Raw genomic sequence first — 18,867 nt, 5'->3', positions numbered from 1 at the left:
CTATTTTTTTCAATTCTAATAGAGAAGGGGCATAAATTACTTAAGCTAACATTAATTCTGCGAAGCGCTTAATGTCCACATTTCCACCACTGATAATAATCCCAACGCGTTGACCTCGCAGCTGTTCTTTTATGTTTAAAGTGGCAGCGAAAGAGAGACAACCGGTTGGCTCCACAATGATTTTCATACGTTCAGCATAGAATTTCATGCGGTCGACTAACTGTGCATCGGTAACGGTTAAAATATCATCAACGTTTTGCTTGATCAGTTCGAATGTATAATGACCGATATGCTGGGTTTGTGCACCATCAGCGATCGTTTTTGGGGTTGCAATATGGACGATTTTTCCGCTACGGAAAGATTGTTGGGCATCATTTCCAGCCTCCGGTTCAACACCATACACTTTACAATTTGGTGATAAAGCTCGGGCGGCAAGGGCACAACCAGAGAGCAGTCCACCGCCGCCTAAGCAGACAAATAGGGCATCGAGTTCACCCACTTCCTCAAAGAGTTCTTTGGCTGCTGTACTTTGTCCCGCAATAATATCAACATGATCATAAGGGGGGATGATAGTTAACCCGTTTTGTTCAGCCAGTTCACGACAAAGTTGTTCTCTATCTTGAGTATAACGATCGAATCTGATGACTTTTGCACCGTATCCTTGCGTGGCAGCGACTTTAACTTCAGGGGAATCAATAGGCATTAAAATCGTTGCTGGAATATTTAATATTTGGGCCGCCAGCGCGATACCTTGTGCATGGTTTCCAGATGAAAAGGCAATAACGCCTGCTTTTTTTTGTTCTGGGGATAGCTGTGACAGTGCATTAAGCGCTCCTCGAAACTTAAAGGCACCCATGCGTTGGAAATTTTCACATTTAAAAAAGAATTCTGCACCAAACTCATTATTGACGGTAGTGGATGTCATTACTGGCGTTTTGTGGGCAAAACCTGCAATACGTTGTGCAGCGGCTTCGACATCTTGGTAGGTCGGTAACGTTAATTCAGACATGATATACCCCATTGTTTAATAGCTTATTCTTGATAATTTTTTAGAACATGGCGTTGAATACTTCAATTTGCTGCGATTGCCGTGGCTTCAATTTCGATTCCTGCACCAAAATGAAGTTCGGAAACACCTGCAACTGCACGAGCAGGCCGACATTCTCCAATCCAATTAGCATAAATTTGATTAAAAATCTGCCAATTGTCCATATCAGCAATGTAAACACGCACTTGCACCAGTTGTTGTCGAGCAACGCCACTCGCAGATAAACAGGCATCTAAATTAGCTAAAACTTGCTCAGCTTGTTGAGAAAATGGAGTATCTGCGTACACATTTCCTTGGTTATCTGTCGGTAATTGCCCTGACACGAAGACAAAACCATTCGCCGTGACGGTGTGTGAATAGTGCCCTCTAGGCGGGATTAATTGAGGGGCATTAGTGTAAATGATGTTCTGGCTCATGGCTGTTCCTTATGTGGAATATGTTTATACAATTAGTCTAATATTAGACTATAAGTTTAGTCAACAGGCTTTTGCTGTTTAAATAAACTAACAATTTGTGCAAATTTGCCGATGGATATCAGTGCAATTAATTCAAAAATTGAAAAAAATTGTTATGACGGGTAATCATCGTGTTAATCCCTATATTGCTAATTAATCTTCCGTCATATTAGGAATCCAGGAAGGTTTCTGGGTAAATAAAGGGGGAATATTTAAATTATTGATATTTAATTCCAGGTGCATAATTAAGCAATAAAATTAAATAATCAGGAATAAGAATAATCAAATTGAGACGAATAACTAAAAATGATAAGAAGTTGTTATATAACTACATTTAGGAAATTGACATGGCTAAAATCACCTTTGACCTTCTTCCAATATATGGCGAAAAAGGATCAACTGCGGGGTTACAATATTTACAAGAATCCTTGCTTCCTTTGGCTGCATTTGAAGAAAGCTTACCAAAAGCGTTATTTGATTATGTTATTGACGGAAAATCCCCTGAAATCTTGATTAAATTAGGTCAGTTGGATAAAGAAAAAGCCACAATTTTATTAGATAAGCCAGGGACAGTAGATTGGTGGTGGGGCAGCCATAGTTTTGATGCGAATCCTTATACCAAGCTGATCCGCCAAGGCAAAAATGCGCGACATAAATTGTATGCTAAAGTCGGTGATGAGATTACGCCTGTCCAGATTGCTCGTTTTGCCAAAGTTGTGGCAGCCGCTTGCCAAGAGGTCAATATTAAGGTGTTAACACCGGAGCTACCGTCTTGGATGCTATATTTACTATGTGATGCGTTTGGAACCACGTTTGAGAATAACGCCCGCAATGCAAAATATGAGCATCGCAAACATTGGAGCTATGAGCTGTTAAGCCAGTTAGTTGAAAGTGAAGCGGAACAAGCTGGTCATACGCTGTTATACGGTATTTTTGATAGACAAAACCTGTCTGATTACCACTATGAAAACTTAGCGTTACTATTCGCGATACCTGGTTTTAAAGACTATTTGATTGCTGAACAAGATTTTATTCGCCAAACGTTGTTAAGTAATCTTTCCGCGTGTGGCCAGGTACAGCTGATCGACACACTGAAAAAAGATGAAGCACTATACTGTGTTTTTGCTGATATTTTAGTGCTGCTGGCAACCAGCTCACTGAAAACGGTACGCTCTGCGGCAGAGCCAGTGATGTCTATCCTGCCGGATGATGCGGTAAAAACCCATTTAACCAAAGTGCTGTTAGAAGGAACGCCAAAACAACGCACTCAAGCTGCGGATCTGTTTGCCCGTATCGGTAAAGATAGAGACATACTTGAAGCGGCATTGAAAGTCGAAACCAATAAAACCGTGCTAAAAAGTATTGAAAGTGCGCTTTCTCGTTTTGATGTTATGGATTGTGCGAGCGAAGTGGAAGACGTGGATATTCCGGAAGTGATATTTATAGAAGATACTCCGTTACCAGAGGGTACGGCTGAGATTCTGGTGTCTAACTTCCGCGAAATGCTGCAAAAAGCCAAAGAAAATGCGGAACGCGAGCTGGAAGAGAATAAGCAGGAAAAACATAAATATACGTGGTCACAACGCCATTACAATGAGTTTAAAAAGCACAGCGAAGATGAGTGCGCAGGTTTATTAGCTAAACTCAATACAGGCGTAGGGGTCATTACTGACCATGAATATAATATTCTTAAACATAAAGAGCGTATTAACAATCTACCGGAATTTACGCTGTTCCATGCGCTACGTTTGTTAAGCCATAACCGCTCAGATGTTGACCACTTTTCTCACTATCAACTCACCCGTGAAGTGCCTGTACGGATCCTTTCACAACTCGATTTGCGTCAGTTAGAACGTGCGCTGGAACAATGCCATTTTAAACATGGTAGCCGCTTAATCGCCGATCTCTGCCTGCGTTCGTATAACCATGGGTTATCGTTATTTAGAGAACCTGCGCAGGTTTGGCCTTTCTTTATGCAGTATCCAGACTTCTTAAGTGAAGCATTGGGGCTGATCCCGCAACATGAAGGGCACCGCTATTACCAAGAATATGATGCATCCAATGCAGTTGCTATTTTGGCGTTATATCCGACGATTCCAGCGCGATTTATTCCGCGTATCATGGAGTTAGCATTAGGTGAAAATAAAACCCACCGTTTAAGTGCGCAAAAATTATTGGAAACGTTACCAAATATTCATGTGAATGCGGCGGAAGGGCTAGAGTCGGGCAAGCAAGAGATCCGCGTTACCGCGATAGAATGGTTAGCTCGCTTGAAGCACCCAGATTCACTCAAACCGTTGTATGGCTTACTGAAAAAAGAGAAACGCGAAGTTGTGCGAGCGGCGTTATTGACGGCACTAGAACAGCTTGGCGAAGATATTTCCGGCTATTTAGCGCCAAAAGTGCTTTTAGCCGAAGCACAAAAAGGCTTAAAAGCTAAAGCACCAGCCAGCATGGCATGGTTTGATTTAGACTCCATCCCGGCGATAACATGGCGAGATAACAAGGCGGTTGATCCTGATATTATTCGCTGGTGGATCATTTTGGCGGTGAAGCTAAAAATGCCTGCGGGTAACGGCTTATTACAGCGTTATATCAGTTTATTATCGTTAGAAAGTCAGCGTAAATTAGGCAGCTTTATTTTAAATAGCTTTATTAGCCAAGACGTGGCTGGTCCGTCATTGGAAGCTGCGATGGCAGAAGCAGAAAAAGATGCTCCACAGCGTTTGAAAAATTACCAAGATTGGGTAAAACGCTGGCCTGAATATTATGCGAAATATGAGAACTTTACCCTTGAGCAGACCATCAATGAAATCAAAAACGAAGTTTTAGGTCGTTATTTAGGTTCAGCAATCAGTGAAAAAGGGATGCTGGCTTTAATTTGTGGTATCGAAGGGCATGTTGCCGTCACTATGTTACGTCAGTATATGCGTGATCATTACCAACGTCGTGCCCAAATTGAAGCCATGATTGATGCGATTGCAGTCAGCAATGATCCTTTGATTATCCAACTCTTATTGTCACTCTCTCGCCGGTATCGCACTGCTTCAGTACAGGAAAAATCCCGTGGACTGGTGGCTGATATTGCTCAGCGTAACGGGTGGAGCGCGGATGAATTAGCGGATCGTACCATTCCAACAGCAGGTATGGATGAAACGGGCACCATCGTGCTGGAATACGGCGACCGCACGTTTACAGCAAAACTCGATGCCCAACAAAAACTGGTGTTGTTTAACCCTGAAGGTAAAGAGATAAAAGCATTACCCGCTGCTCGTAAGACGGATAACGAAGAGCTGATTAAAGAATCGAAAAAATTACTGACATCCAGCAAGAAAGAGCTCAAGCAAGTCATTGAATTACAAACTACGCGTCTGTATGAAGCCATGTGTGCTGAGCGCGTGTGGAGCACCGCTGATTGGCAAGAATATATCCAAAATCACCCTGTGATGCGAGGTTTGATTGAGCGACTCGTTTGGTTAGAAATAAAAGATGACCAAGTGATTAATCAGTTCCGCCCATCCGATGATGGTTGTTTATTGAACCTCGATGATGATGAAGTAGAACTTAGCGTAGGCTCCAGTATTCAACTCGCTCATGCTGCATTGTTATCGAATGATGACCGCAAAGCGTGGATCGCCCACTTCAAAGATTACAAAGTGAAGTTTTTATTCTCTCAAATGGATCACACGATCCCAGCGCTAGATTTAACCCTGACTGAAATTGAAGATAAGAAAGGTTGGGTTACGGATACTTTTACCTTACGTGGTGTACTGACCAAGATGGGCTATCAGCGAGGTCAAGCGGAAGATGGTGGAAGCTTCTGTCACTATTTTAAATATTTCTCCAGTTTAGATTGCTATGTGTATATGGAATTCAGCGGAAGCTACGTACCGGAAGAGAATATTCCTGCGGTGTTATATTCCTTGAGCTTCGATCGCGCACAAAAAAGTTCATGGGATAGAGGCTATGTTGAGCTAAAAAATGTCCCACCGATTTTATTAGCGGAAAGCTATGCTGACTACTTGAAAGTCGCAGATGCCTGTGCCGGTTTTGATCCTGAGTGGGAAAAGAAAACCCCTTGGTGATTACCCAAATAATAAAGACAACAATTTAGGAAACAGACATGGCAAAGGCGAAAAAAGTAACGGAAGGGGTTCTGCGTGAGAGCGCAGAAGTCCGTTTCGAGGATGAGTTAGAGCGATTAACTCAAGCAGATAAAGCGAACCCTAAACCACAGGGTTGGCTACGTTCACCGCGGGCAGTGCGCCAATTTATTTTGGGCGATGAGGCATTACAGATCACACCTAAATTTTTTGGCGATGATGCGCTAGTGGATCGCGCTATTGTAACACTGCTGGGAAAACAAGGATTAATGCTGGTGGGGGAGCCTGGTACTGCAAAATCCATGTTGTCTGAGTTATTAGCCGCGGCGATCAGTGGTGATTCGGGCTTAACTATTCAAGGGACGGCAGGCACAACGGAAGACCATATTAAGTATTCATGGAATTACGCTCTGTTGCTGGCGGAAGGTCCAACAGAAAAAGCGCTTGTCAGTTCACCGTTATATCAAGGCATGCAGCAAGGTAAAATTGTCCGTTTTGAAGAGATCACCCGCTGTCCTCCTGAAATTCAGGATGTATTGGTCAGTATGATGTCAGAAAAACAGATGATGATCCCTGAGATGAAAGATAATGCACGGATCAGCGCGAAATCAGGATTTAACTTAATTGGTACTGCCAACTTACGTGACCGTGGTGTCCATGAAATGTCATCGGCACTCAAACGCCGGTTTAATTTCGAAACCGTCAAACCTATCCAAGATCCGTCATTTGAAATTGAACTAATCAATAAGCAACTCACCGTAGAGTTAGGCGAATTGGATGGTAAAGTGACGGTGCCGACAGAGGTTATTGAGCTATTAGTGACGACGTTCCAAGAGCTGCGTTCGGGCACTACCAAAGATGGCGGGAGTATTAAGACTCCGGATGCGGTGATGTCTACGGCTGAAGCGGTCAATATTGCTTATGCGTGTGCGTTAGAAGCGCACTATTTAGGGAATGGGACGTTGAATGCAGGGGCGGTCGCGCGTCAGTTGATTGGCGTGGTACTCAAAGATAATGTCGATGATATTAAGCGGATGCGTTATTACATTGATAATGTCGCCCGTGAGCGTGCAAAACAGAGCGAAGCATGGAAAGCCTTTTTCGACGCCTCGCGTGAATTTTGGCAATAATCTGAGTCATCACCGTGTGGCTAGCGTCAGGCTGCCACACGACCTCAATAAGAGAAATCATCGGTGAGTTTATCAAATATCACACTGCCAGAACGGCTACAGCATGCGCTTGATCAATGGGAAATGTTAGAGGAACAGCACCTCTACTTTGCGCCCATTCGTCATCATAGCCCTGCCTGTGCATACAGCGTACTCGCTTTAATCGAGCAGGTTAAACCTGACTATGTGTTGATAGAAGGGCCCGACAGTTTTAATCCATTAATTGCGGGTCTACTGGATGGAGATACACGACCACCGGTGGCTATTATGGGGCAAACCGCAGTAAAAGGCGCACCCGAGCAATGCGATGAAAGTGACGCTGTCACGAAATCTGCGTATTTTCCATTCTGTGAATACTCACCAGAATGGCAAGCGTTACGTATTGGGCAGCAGCACCAAGCTCAATTACGTTTTATCGACTTGCCATGGACTGCGCAGGTGGAATGCGATCATGAAAGTGAAAACCCGCATCATAGCCTGCAACGGGAACGTTATCTTGCGCATAGCCTGTTTATTGCTCAGCGTGCTAAAAAATGCGGATGCCGTGATCACGATGAGCTTTGGGAGCATCTGTTTGAATTACGCCCGTTGGCGTCAGTAGCAAATTGGTCCGGTTTTTTTCGTGATAGCTTTGTTTGGTGTGCTTTGGCTCGTTTAGATTATGAACCTGAAGTGTTAGTGTCTGAAGGATCAACACAGCGTGAAGCCCATATGCAAGCACATATTCAGACGATCAAAGCAGCGGAGCCGAATGCTAAAATTGTCGTGGTGACTGGCGGATTTCATACTCTAGCGTTGATCGAGGGGCTTGGAAAAACGGCTGACCAGCAATTTGAGCTATCAACAGAACAACAAAAGCAATTTACTGCACAGCAAAAGCTGGCTGAGCGGGACAGTGCATGGCTTATCCGCTATAGCTTTGACCGACTTGATTCGTTGAATGGCTACGCGTCAGGCATGCCATCCCCTGCATTTTATCAAAAAGTGTGGGAAGGGTTGCTGACAGAACGTGCCGACCAATCAGAGCAAAAAATCGCGGCAACGGCGGCGTATCGCAATCAGTTGGGTATTCAATTTTTGGCTTACGTGGCAGAAGTCCTGCGCGAAAAACAATTTGATGCCGCCCCTGGATTTTTATCCGTCAAATTAGCGGCAGAGCAGAGTCTTCGATTAGCCGCTTTTCGAGGTCATACAGGGGCGGGACGCTATGATCTGTTAGATGGACTCCAAAGTGCCTTTATCAAAGGCAGTTTAGATGAAAGCCAAGATGAACTTTGGCAGCAAATCAAAACCTGCTTTTCCGGTTTCACATTAGGGCAAATACCCAAAGGAACACTCTCACCGCCGTTGGTTTCTGAGACATATTCACTGGCGAAAGCGTTTCGTTTCAAACTGGATGATACGTTAGCCAAAACCAGTCGTTTGGATGTTTATCGCAATAAGCAACATCGCTTGCGCAGCCGTTTTCTACATCTTCTGACATTTTTAGAGATCCATTTCGCTAAACCCATTTCAGGTCCCAATTTCCTGTCGGGTAACCAGATGGACTTATTATTTGAAGAGTGGCAATACGCGTGGACGCCTAATGTAGAAGGTGAGCTGATTGCGCTTTCAGAGAAAGGGACGCAATTGAAGTCCATTGCATTAAATAAAATTTTGGCGATGGAAAAACAGTTAGAAGAGCAAGGAGTTAGTCGCTCTAGCCAAAGTGCAGTGACATTGCTGATGCAGGCGGCATTGATTGGGCTTCATCAGCGCATTCCAACATTGTTCATGTTGCTCGATAGTTATATTCAGCAAGATAATAAATTTGAGTCGCTGGTCGCATGCGGTCATAAATTAGTGCACTTATGGCGCGGACGTGGTTTTTTCGATCTGGCAGAAGATTCAGGCATCAAAGAGCGTATTAATAGGGTAGTTCAGCAGATATTTTTCTGTTTGGATCAAGTTTCTCAAGGGGATGAACAGCAACAGGAACACTATTTTGATGCATTGCTTTCTTGTCGTGAATTGATCACGTTTATTCCCGAAATTAGCCCAGAAACCAATTATAGCGCTGAGTTTTATGCGCAATTAAACCGGCTTGATGGACGTTTGAATCATACGCCACTGATTAAAGGTGCCGTGGATGCCATTCGTTATCTGGGGGGAAAAATTGATGAATCGGTTCTTATTAATGAAATCCAACGTACTTTCAGTTTAGGTAGTGATCCTGAGCTGGCAATTGGCTATTTCATCGGGATTATGCGTACAGCACCGGAATTAGTGGTTCGTTTACCTCTGCTGATTGAGCAACTGAATGAACTGCTTAATGGGTGGGATGACGCACGATTCATTCAGGTATTACCCGATCTACGTTTTGCGTTTAGCCAATTAACCCCTAAGCAAAATGCGCAAATGGCGCGAGTTGTGGCACAAAAATTGTCATTAGAAACTCAAGATTTGACGCTTCATCAAACACAATTTAATCAGCAAGAGTTACTCCAAGCTATGGAATTAGAACAAAAAATTCAGCATCAACTTATACAGCAAGGGGTCATTGGATGGTTTGATGAATCCACGGAGGGGCAATCTCATGGATAAGCCACAAGCAAAAGAGACTGCATTAACAGAAGAAGAGTACCAACTGGCGAAGCGTTGGCGTTTGATATTAGGGCAATATGCGGATAATGCATTAGGGCAAGCTGCATTAAATGCGGATGAACTTAAAATTGAGCGCTCTTTGGACTTTTTATATCGCCGAGAATATCAGCGCCGTGGGTTGCGCCAAGAAGGTGGTCGCCATGGTTCACTCGATGCTTCGCAGCTAACTGCGGTTAATTGGTTGAACCAAGCGCGGAAATTGTTTCCCAATAGTACATTTGAAAGAATGCAATCCCAAGCGTTAGAACGCTATGAGATCAGCAGCTTATTAAAAAGCCCGCAGGCACTTAATGCGATGGAACCGACAAAAGCGTTGGCTAAATCATTGTTAAGTTTACGCGGTAAAATGAGTGAAGAGACGAGAGATGCTGTCAAAAATATTATTCGCAAAGTCGTGGATGATATTTTAAGCCAGATGCGTCATCAATTCCGCCAAGCCCTAACGGGACGCCGTAATCGTTTTAAACGTTCCTTGATCCCCAATAGCCGCAATTTTGATTGGCGAGCGACAATTGCGGCGAATTTAAAGAATTACGACCAACAAAATCAACGATTGGTGATAAAAACACCGTATTTTAACGCCCGCCAGCAACAACATTTACCGTGGGATGTGATTTTGTGTGTTGACCAAAGTGGTTCAATGGCAAGCTCAATTATGTATGCGGCGGTGTGTGCCAGTATTTTAGCGGCATTACCAACTGTTCGAGTTTCCTTGATTGTCTTTGACACTCAAGTGGTTGATTTGAGCCATTTGGCGCATGATCCAGTTGAGGTATTAATGACTGTGCAGTTAGGGGGAGGAACGGATATTGCCAAAGCGATGCACTATTGTGAAAGTTTGATCCGCAACCCAAAACGTACGGTTATTTCGTTGATCAGTGATTTCGAAGAAGGTGGTGCGCTGAACCATCTACTCAATTGCACGGAGCGTTTGCATAGCCAGCAGGTCAAATTGTTGGGATTGGCAGCGTTAGATGATGAGGCATTGCCAGTTTATGATACTGAAATTGCGCAGAAGCTGGCGGATAGGGGCATGAGTGTGGCGGCATTAACGCCGGAGCATTTCGCTCATTGGTTAGCTGAGGTGATGCAATGAGTTGGAAAACCGTTTATCTACACTATGATGATGACGCATTGGCGGTATTTGCGAATGTCGGATTATTGCGCCGTGCCCGCAAAGATCTGGAAAATGACAAAGTCTCACCCATTTGTTTAGCGGATGGAACTTTTACCAGTGATGGGCAGCAAGTCACATTAGATCCTCAAGGTGTGCAAAAAGCCCATTGCGATTGTTCAGCGGCGGGGTGCTGTAAGCATATCCTTGCAGCCGTGCTTTGGGTTCAATCATACGAGAGTGAGCAATCAATTGATTCTACAGAGAATAACATCAACTCTATTGACATCGAGCCTCTCTTACCAGAGCTATTAGCGTTAGATCCTATTGTATTGATAAAGCAAAACAGTAAGGCAGATTGTCGATTAGCAGTGAAGATCTTGCAGGATTGGCAAGATCACACGGTGATCGTCGACGACCAATCTAATCAGTTGAAAATAACATTACCTCAATATGAAGAGCCGATTATTTATATTCGTGGTAATGGCTTTCAGGGAATGCTTTCTTCATTACCTGAGAAACAACAAAAAGCACTGCATTTGGCTGCAATTGCCAAGGTATTTGTACAGCAGAATCAACGCTGGATTTGGCCAGATGATTTAATGCCGAGCCATGAAGCGACACTAACATTAAGTGATGATGAGCATACAGTGATCGCCACGATTCAACATTTCATTCAGGAGATGCTGCGCCAAGGTCTTTCCCATATTAGCCAGAGTAGTGCGGCACAATTACATTTACTCAATATGTCGGCACGTGCAGAAGGTTTACCTCGCTTAGCGAATTATTTAAAGCGTTTAAGCTATCAAGTGAGATTATTGGCACTGCGTCATTTCACGATGGATGAAGGGCAAGTATTGAGATTTATCGCGCAAATTCGCAGTTATCTCTATCAATTAACCCATGCAAATGATGAGCAAATGCCTAGGTTACGCGCCTTTGGCCGCCGCCAATATGATACTAAAACCGACATACTCACGTTAATACCTATCAATGCCGAATGGTGGCAGACCCAAAGCGGGGCAATTGGGGGAACGTTTAGTTTTTGGGATAGCCAAGAGAAAAAAGTCGTTCAATGTAGTCAGGCACGTGCAAATACCCTTGACTCAAGCTTTACCCGCCAGAGTGTTTGGCAGACTTTAGCCATTTGGAAACAAACGGCGGATAACCTAATGCGCAGTGGTTTTGCGTTGCATAATCCGCGTTTGTCCGATGAAGGCAAGCTTGCGGCTAATGGGGATAGCTATGCGGTGAATATAGAGCCGCGTATGACAGATGATGCTTATCAATCACTAAAAAATACGCTGGGCTTTGATGATTGGAAAGCGGCAGCAACCTTTTTGAGTGGACGGGAGGAGGATGCTCAATTTGAGCCTGTCGTGTTGCATATTGAAAGCTATGAACCCTTGCACTGGGATGAGATTGAACAATGTGTGATTTGGGAAGTGAAGGATACAAATCAAAATCGGGCATTTTTACGGTTAAACTGGCAAGGTATTGAAAATAATAAAATTGATGAATTACGTTTTATCACACAAAAAAATTGGGATATCCGTGCAGTTACCGTACAAGTCGATATTTATCAGCAGCAATTACACCTGATACCCAAGACACTTTGGTTAAAAAGAGAGTTAGGCATTGAGCTGTTTTACCTCGATTTTGAATCAGTCCCGCGCCAAAAACAGTCATCTAAATTTATGACTGCTATTCGCGAGTATATGGCGAAAAAACAGCAAGATAATGCGGTATTTGTGCCAAAACCTCTGTTGGCGCAGCAAATTACTCGCCCCATTTTTTCTATTCTTGAAGCACAAAGTTGTACTGGGCGTACACAATTATCTGTCAACCAACGTGAAGAGTTAAGCTTTGTGGCTAATACATTGCAGGATTTAGGTATGTTGTGGTTTGCAAAACAGCTGATGCACTACCTAAAGCAGGAGAATCAGACGGCGGAGAATCTCCTGCGACTGGTTTATCTTTGTGATCAATTTGAACGTTCACAAATGCTTATGCCGTTTGAATTTAATCATTAATGGGTAGGTGGGGAAAGGGAATTCCCCACCACCCATAGACTATGTTTCTAGGGCATTTAAAAAGGTGCGTAATAATTGATTCAATGCCTGCTGCTCGTCATGAGAAAGTGATGCAACCAAACGAGATTGGTTTTCGGTATGTGCAGTCACGACACGGTTTATCAACTCGAGTCCTTCCTCCGTTAAGCTTACTAAAAAGCCTCTCCCATCATCAGGATTAACATGACGAACAACATACCCCGCTTTTTCGAGCTGATCGATGCGATTAGTCATGGTGCCAGATGTGACCATTAATGTTGCCAGCATGTCACTGGGCGTTAAGGTGTAAGGGGCGCCTGCTCGACGCAGGGTAGCAAGTACGTCAAAACTTGATCGATTTAGACCAAATTGCGTAAACACCTTTTCCATTTCACGGGTGAGGTGGTGGGCGACGTTACCTAAGCGACCAATCAGCCCCATGGCGCTGATATCAAGGTCTGGGCGTTCTCGTTCCCATTGTTGAGTGATTTTATCTATTCTATCCATCGGTAAATCATACAATAAACTATCTTGACGTCAAACTAATTTGAATTTATCTTGACCTCAAGATAAATCAATTAGAGTGTAAACATGAATAGATATTGGATTCTATTTTTAACTGCGCTGGCGCCAATTGTATGGGGAAGTACCTACTTAGTGACCACTGAAATGCTGCCTGCGGGTATGCCTCTGACATTAGCCATGCTCCGTGCTTTACCCGCAGGATTGTTACTTTTACTATTTTTACGCAAATTGCCTCAGGGGATTTGGTGGGGACGAGTACTTATTCTTGGCATTTTAAATTTTTCGCTATTTTGGTGGCTGTTGTTTATCTCCGCATACCGTTTACCCGGTGGCGTAGCGGCAACGGTGGGTGCGATACAACCGTTGATTGTCTTGTTTCTGAGTCGATGGTTATTAAATAGTCCATTATCTCGCCTTTCTATTTTTGCGGCGTTGAGTGGTATTTTTGGTGTAGCAATTTTATTACTGACGCCAAGTGCCGCATTAGATGCTACGGGAATTATTGCAGGGCTTGGTGGTGCACTTTCGATGGCGGCGGGAACGGTATTAAGTCGTCACTGGCAGCCACCCGTTTCGGCATTAACTTTTACCTCGTGGCAATTAACTGCCGGAGGGGTAGTTTTACTGCCATTCGCATTGCTTCTTGAGCCTGCATTGCCATCGTTGAGTATTTTAAATATTGTCGGGTTGAGCTATTTAACGTTGATTGGTGGCGCACTGACGTATGCATTATGGTTCAGAGGACTCGCCATTTTAGGTCCGAGTTCTGTGGCATCATTGGGCTTTTTAAGCCCGATGAGCGCAGTGATTCTAGGGTGGTTATGGCTTGATCAACAGTTGAGTCCATTGCAGTTACTGGGAATGTTAGTGATTTTACTCAGTGTATGGGGGAGCCAAAGAGTGGAGCGAAAATTAGCCTTGAAAAGGCGACAGCAAGAGGTTTAAATAGAAAAGCGCCGAATAGGCGCTCATTTCCGATACGTGGTGATTATGCTATTTCCAGATGAAGACAATACGATCGACATTGCCTCAGATGCTTACCTTCTTAAAGGTTTTCTGCTTGGGCAAGGGGAACAAATACTCGCTGAATTATCGGCGGTGATATCCCAAGCACCTCTACGTCATATGGAAACACCCAGTGGCTATGCCATGTCAGTCGCGATGACCAATTGTGGAGATTGGGGCTGGGTGACTGATCATCATGGTTACCGTTATTCTTCGATTGACCCGAACACTCAACAAGCATGGCCGCTAATGCCTGCATTATTTAAACAATTATCGATAAATGCCGCTGAAAAAGCAGGTTTCGTTGGTTTTGCCCCCGATGCCTGCTTAATAAATCGTTATGGTGTAGGTGCGAAAATGTCGTTGCATCAAGATAAAGATGAAGCCGATTTTTCTCAACCCATTGTCTCTTTTTCATTAGGGTTACCGGCGATATTTGATTTTGGCGGCTCAACGAGAGAGCATCCTCGTAAATCCATTGAATTGGAACATGGCGATGTATTCGTTTGGGGGGGACGTTCACGACTGAATTACCATGGTGTACGCCACATTAAATCAGGGGTTCATCCGCAATTCGGCGCGTATCGATTTAACCTCACATTTCGTCGTTCACAATCAGCAAAGTAATGCGATATCGATCCCCGATAAAATATCATTGAATATTGAATAATATACGCATATAACTGTTGGCTTGTTTTTAACACAACACGAGTTAACGGTAGGTTGCCAATGTACAGTTTTATTAACGATTATAATGAAATAGCGCACCCAGCAGTGATGGAAGAACTCAATAGTTTAGCGGGTAAGCGTTTTGAAGGGTATGGTACCGACACGTTATGCGCCAGTGTGGCTGAGCAAGTAAAACAGCGTATTGGTCGTCCAGATGCAGATATTCATTTCTTTAATGGTGGAACGATCACCAATTTAACGGCTATCTCCCATGTATTAAGACCGCATCAGGCAGCTATTGCTGTGGATTCGGGGCATATTGCCGTACATGAAACGGGTGCGATTGAAGCAACAGGACATAAGGTATTCACGGTACCTTCAGCGTCCGGTAAGTTGACACCCGCATTGATTAAACAAGTATTAGCGCACCACACTGATGAGCATTGTGTACAGCCAAAATTGGTATATATCAGTAACTCGACAGAGATTGGAACGGTTTATCGCAAAGACGAACTGATTGCACTGCGCCAGATTTGTGATGAACAGGGTTTATGGCTCTTTATGGATGGCGCGCGTTTGGCATCAGGATTAATGTCTCATGCAAGTGATGTCACCATTGAGGATCTGGCTCAGTTGACCGATATTTTTTATATTGGCGGCACTAAAATTGGCGCATTAACTGGCGAAATTTTAGTGATTCTAAACCCAAGCTTAAAATCTGATTTTCGCTTTAGCATCAAGCAAAAAGGTGGGTTACAGGCTAAAGGTTGGTTACTTGCAGCGCAATTTAACGCCCTGTTTAAAGATGATCTTTATTTTAAATTGGGTAAACATTTAAATGAGATGGCAATGCACTTAGCGGCATTCTTTACTCAGCAAGGTTTTGAATTCTTAGCGCCAGTTGAATCGAACCAAGTGTTTGTCGTGTTACCGGACGATTTAGCGAAAAAACTGCTCACTCACTATGTATTAAGTAGTATGCCAGCACCGGAAGCGGGTAAAACGTGTGTGCGTTTATGTACTTCGTGGTCAACAAGCGAGCAAGATGTTGAGGCGTTTATTCGCGTATTCAAATCACTGCGTTAATTAAGTTAGTGTAAGCCCTGTGATTAGGGCTTACTTTCCAGCTAACAGGTGTCGTTCATGCTATCATCCTCAGCTTTAACGCTAAGCAGTGAGTTCCTTCTCAATTTTCATCACATGCTATAGATGTGTGGCACAAATTTTTAGATAAATAGGTTATAAGTTAATGATGGTAATTTGGGTTGATGCGGATGCTTGTCCGAAAGTAATTAAAGAAGTGTTATATCGAGCAGCAGATAGAGAGAAAGTGCAAATTACGTTTGTGGCGAATCAGCGCTTGTCCGTTCCGCCTTCACCATTTTTAAAAACGTTACAAGTACCTGCGGGCTTTGATGTTGCGGATAATGAAATTGTTTTACGAGCGCAAGCGGGGGATTTAATTATTACCGCGGATATCCCATTGGCAGCAGAAGTGATGGAAAAAGGGGCTGTTGCGTTAAATCCACGAGGTGAACGTTACAGTGAGGCAACCATTCGTGAGCGTTTAACCATCCGAGATTTTATGGATACGATGCGAGCAAGTGGTGTACAAACAGGGGGCCCCGCGAGTTTAAATCAGCGAGATCGTCAACAATTTGCTAATGAATTGGATAAGTGGTTACTGCAACGCAGAAAATCGTTGGCATAGTTGTTTTTGGGGAGCACATTTTTCGCTTAGGATGGATTTTCAATAACCTGACATAGATTGCACTACGGTGAGTTATCTGTGTCTATAATAAAAAAATCCTCCTCAAATGTGAGACACCATGATGGATCCACTGCACAGTATTGTGATTACGCTGTTTTTATTTGTTCTGACTTTTTTTAATCCCGGAGCTAACTTATTCACCGTCGTCCAAACGACGTTAAGTTCAGGTAAGAAAGCCGGATTAACATGCGGTTATGGTATTGTCTTAGGGGATGCGATTTATTCAGGATTAGGGTTATTTGGGCTGGTGGCTTTAATGACCCAATTTGAATCGTTATTTTCTCTGATTAAGATTTTAGGTGGTTTATACCTACTGTATTACGCGATCAGTGTTTTTCGAAATAAAACGCAACTGTCTCTTGCAACTGAAAATAAAACTGAAATTTTTCCGACAGGGGTTTATTTCCGTAGAGGATTAATTGCTGATCTATCTAACCCGCAAACCGTTTTATTTTTTATGAGTATTTTCTCTACGACGATTTCACCGTCAACACCGCTTTGGGCTAAACTTTTGATTTGGCTTGGAATTGTTTTAGCATCCCTTATTTGGCGTATTATATTATGCCAGACATTCTCATTATCCTCAGTTAGGCGTACTTATTCCCGTATTCATAAAGTTATTGGTAAAGGGGTTGGATTGATTTTAGGCGGATTAGCTTCTAAATTGATTTACCAAGGTATTACCGAGCTCACCTTTAAAAAATAGACTCATTGAAAGATCAAGCCTAGGAATAACAGCATGGTATTTGGTAGCCGTTCTAACATGGAACGCCGCACTATTATATTTTGCTTGTTTGGTGTTGGGGCAGGTGGATTCAAATGTCTCAATGCAGGGGAGCGCATCATAATGATCTGTTTTGGTATGTTAGTTCAGGGATATGTTGTGTATTAGGGGGATTATTTCTATTGGGAATCGGGTTTTGTTAATTGGCTATATCATCAATATTCCGTGACGGTGTCACGTTTTTCGATGATATAGCGGAAGTTTGGCTTAGTAAGGAAGTAATTTTGCCCCTTTCTGTAATGGGACTTCTTCCAATGTAATATGATAGGTATAATCATTATTCTGCGCTGAACTTCGGGTTAAATTGGTCACCGTAAAGTTTGCGAGTGGAGAATAAAGCCTCTCTCTCTCATTATCATTAAAGCGAAGTCCATCAGAAACATCAATCTCGCTTCCACTGTTACCCATGACAGTAAATATGACTTTTACCTCATTATCGCGAGGCTTAGCAAAGCGTTCAGCGATTTCGTATCTTGAAGAGGTGGAGAAAAACTGCCCTACTTGATAAACAGTTTTATGATCGTGATTTTTATCGGCATTAAAATGCTGTATTAATGTCTGGAGTCCTTGAATCGTCATTCCTTGCCCACGATACGTTTTCTCGGTTGTCATTGTTGGGGTATACCAGTTTTGTGTTGCAGTCTCGACCAGTGAATTCAGTTTTTCTGCATAATATTTCAACTTAAATATGTAATGTTTATTGCCTTTGGTAAAAATATCACTGCCATGAACTCGTTCATATTCGCGGATGATTTTTTTACCGTCTAGTCTTGCACTATGGATGGATGAACCAGAAACATTTCGAGCCTGCGCATTAATCGCCTTACAGCCAGCATTACTTTGGTAAATCAATGCAAAATCGTTTTTTTCTTCAGTAATTTTTTCGGTTTTGGCTTCTTGTAATTGAATCTTTTTCAATTGATCATTAATTTGTGTGAGTTCTTTTTTAATTGAAGGAAGACTCTTCTTCTCAGAGCATATTGTCTGTGTTAATTCATTATTTTTTGTTTCATATTTAGATATTTTCTGATCGAGATAGTTACTCAATTCAGAGGCTGTAATATGGCTCTTTTTGCTATTCACCATTTCAGCCGCAATCTTTAACTCTGATTTATAACGGTTACCAAAAAAGAGTTTTTTTAAAAAGCTGTTACTTGGCTGCTCGCGAATTTGCTTATTTTTGATACGAATCATGCTATCACTGCCATACTGATCGGATATTTTTGTCAATTTAGGAAATATTCTCTGTTGTATATGTTTAATCTTTTGTTGTTGTTCACAAAACAGACTTTCATGGCTTTCAATTGTATTATTAATTACTTTAAGCTGGTTGGTGAGCGTTTGTTTTTTCTCACTAAGTGCTTGCTTAGAAAGGGTCTGTATGTATTGAGTTGATTGAGTATTAGTATTAATAGTAGACATTGTTTTCTTCCAGAGTTAATTATATGTGTTGATATATTCACAGCTAACATACCAAACGGTTATTAAGTAACTTGCAAAAAGCAATGTTATGCATGGAAAATCACCAAT

General features: G+C 42.8%; 14 protein-coding genes. 10 read left to right on the top strand and 4 right to left on the bottom strand.

The window, feature by feature from the left end; genetic code table 11:
* Nucleotides 1-40: 40 nt before the first annotated feature.
* Nucleotides 41-1,009, bottom strand: a complete 969-nt coding sequence (locus PR766_RS05135; RefSeq protein WP_154636603.1) for a threo-3-hydroxy-L-aspartate ammonia-lyase — start codon at nt 1,007-1,009, stop codon at nt 41-43.
* Nucleotides 1,010-1,071: 62 nt separating this feature from the next.
* The gene (locus PR766_RS05130) at nt 1,072-1,464 is read right to left on the bottom strand and encodes a RidA family protein (RefSeq protein WP_006659821.1); all 393 of its coding nucleotides are present in this window, start codon (nt 1,462-1,464) and stop codon (nt 1,072-1,074) included.
* A gap of 386 nt (nt 1,465-1,850) precedes the next feature.
* On the opposite strand from PR766_RS05130, the gene PR766_RS05125 reads away from it, so the two are divergent.
* The 5 genes from PR766_RS05125 (at nt 1,851) to PR766_RS05105 (ending at nt 12,565) form a co-directional block, all read left to right on the top strand.
* Nucleotides 1,851-5,588 carry a DUF4132 domain-containing protein gene (locus PR766_RS05125; RefSeq protein WP_154636602.1) on the top strand — a complete coding sequence of 1,246 codons (3,738 nt, stop codon included), beginning with the start codon at nt 1,851-1,853 and terminating at the stop codon, nt 5,586-5,588.
* A 38-nt stretch (nt 5,589-5,626) separates the two neighbouring features.
* Nucleotides 5,627-6,736, top strand: coding sequence for an ATP-binding protein (locus PR766_RS05120; RefSeq protein ID WP_006659819.1), 1,110 nt, complete (start codon nt 5,627-5,629; stop codon nt 6,734-6,736).
* A 63-nt stretch (nt 6,737-6,799) separates the two neighbouring features.
* Nucleotides 6,800-9,358 (top strand): DUF5682 family protein, encoded by a 2,559-nt coding sequence (locus tag PR766_RS05115; RefSeq protein WP_230086858.1) that lies wholly within the window; start codon nt 6,800-6,802, stop codon nt 9,356-9,358.
* Nucleotides 9,351-10,514 carry a VWA domain-containing protein gene (locus PR766_RS05110; RefSeq protein ID WP_006659817.1) on the top strand — a complete coding sequence of 388 codons (1,164 nt, stop codon included), beginning with the start codon at nt 9,351-9,353 and terminating at the stop codon, nt 10,512-10,514. The genes PR766_RS05115 and PR766_RS05110 overlap by 8 nt, the downstream gene beginning before the upstream one ends.
* Complete coding sequence (locus PR766_RS05105) at nt 10,511-12,565, top strand: SWIM zinc finger family protein (RefSeq protein ID WP_036965745.1); 2,055 nt, start codon at nt 10,511-10,513, stop codon at nt 12,563-12,565. The genes PR766_RS05110 and PR766_RS05105 overlap by 4 nt, the downstream gene beginning before the upstream one ends.
* A 39-nt stretch (nt 12,566-12,604) precedes the next feature.
* Here the strand turns inward: PR766_RS05105 and PR766_RS05100 are convergent, their stop codons facing one another.
* Nucleotides 12,605-13,090: a MarR family winged helix-turn-helix transcriptional regulator gene (locus PR766_RS05100; RefSeq protein ID WP_006659815.1), complete on the bottom strand. Its 486-nt coding sequence runs from the start codon at nt 13,088-13,090 to the stop codon at nt 12,605-12,607.
* Between the two features lie 84 nt (nt 13,091-13,174).
* Between PR766_RS05100 and PR766_RS05095 the strand changes: the two genes are divergently transcribed.
* The 5 genes from PR766_RS05095 (at nt 13,175) to PR766_RS05075 (ending at nt 17,259) form a co-directional block, all read left to right on the top strand.
* On the top strand, nt 13,175-14,053 hold the full coding sequence (locus PR766_RS05095; protein ID WP_006661741.1) for an EamA family transporter: 879 nt from the start codon (nt 13,175-13,177) through the stop codon (nt 14,051-14,053).
* Nucleotides 14,054-14,098: 45 nt separating this feature from the next.
* Nucleotides 14,099-14,740, top strand: coding sequence for a DNA oxidative demethylase AlkB (gene alkB, locus PR766_RS05090; RefSeq protein WP_036963683.1), 642 nt, complete (start codon nt 14,099-14,101; stop codon nt 14,738-14,740).
* Nucleotides 14,741-14,842: 102 nt separating this feature from the next.
* Entirely contained in the window at nt 14,843-15,868 is a 1,026-nt protein-coding gene (locus tag PR766_RS05085) for a threonine aldolase family protein (RefSeq protein WP_006661739.1), read from the top strand.
* Between the two features lie 166 nt (nt 15,869-16,034).
* Nucleotides 16,035-16,493: a YaiI/YqxD family protein gene (locus PR766_RS05080; RefSeq protein WP_006661738.1), complete on the top strand. Its 459-nt coding sequence runs from the start codon at nt 16,035-16,037 to the stop codon at nt 16,491-16,493.
* Between the two features lie 121 nt (nt 16,494-16,614).
* Nucleotides 16,615-17,259 carry a homoserine/threonine efflux transporter gene (locus PR766_RS05075; protein WP_154632532.1) on the top strand — a complete coding sequence of 215 codons (645 nt, stop codon included), beginning with the start codon at nt 16,615-16,617 and terminating at the stop codon, nt 17,257-17,259.
* Between the two features lie 285 nt (nt 17,260-17,544).
* On the opposite strand, the gene PR766_RS05070 is transcribed toward PR766_RS05075, so the two are convergent.
* The gene (locus PR766_RS05070; RefSeq protein WP_154636601.1) at nt 17,545-18,759 is read right to left on the bottom strand and encodes an ADP-ribosyltransferase domain-containing protein; all 1,215 of its coding nucleotides are present in this window, start codon (nt 18,757-18,759) and stop codon (nt 17,545-17,547) included.
* Nucleotides 18,760-18,867: the final 108 nt, after the last annotated feature.

The sequence above is a fragment of the Providencia sp. PROV208 genome, assembly GCF_028479465.1.
GTDB lineage: Bacteria > Pseudomonadota > Gammaproteobacteria > Enterobacterales > Enterobacteriaceae > Providencia > Providencia alcalifaciens.
This window is presented reverse-complemented; position numbering and strand designations above follow the sequence as displayed.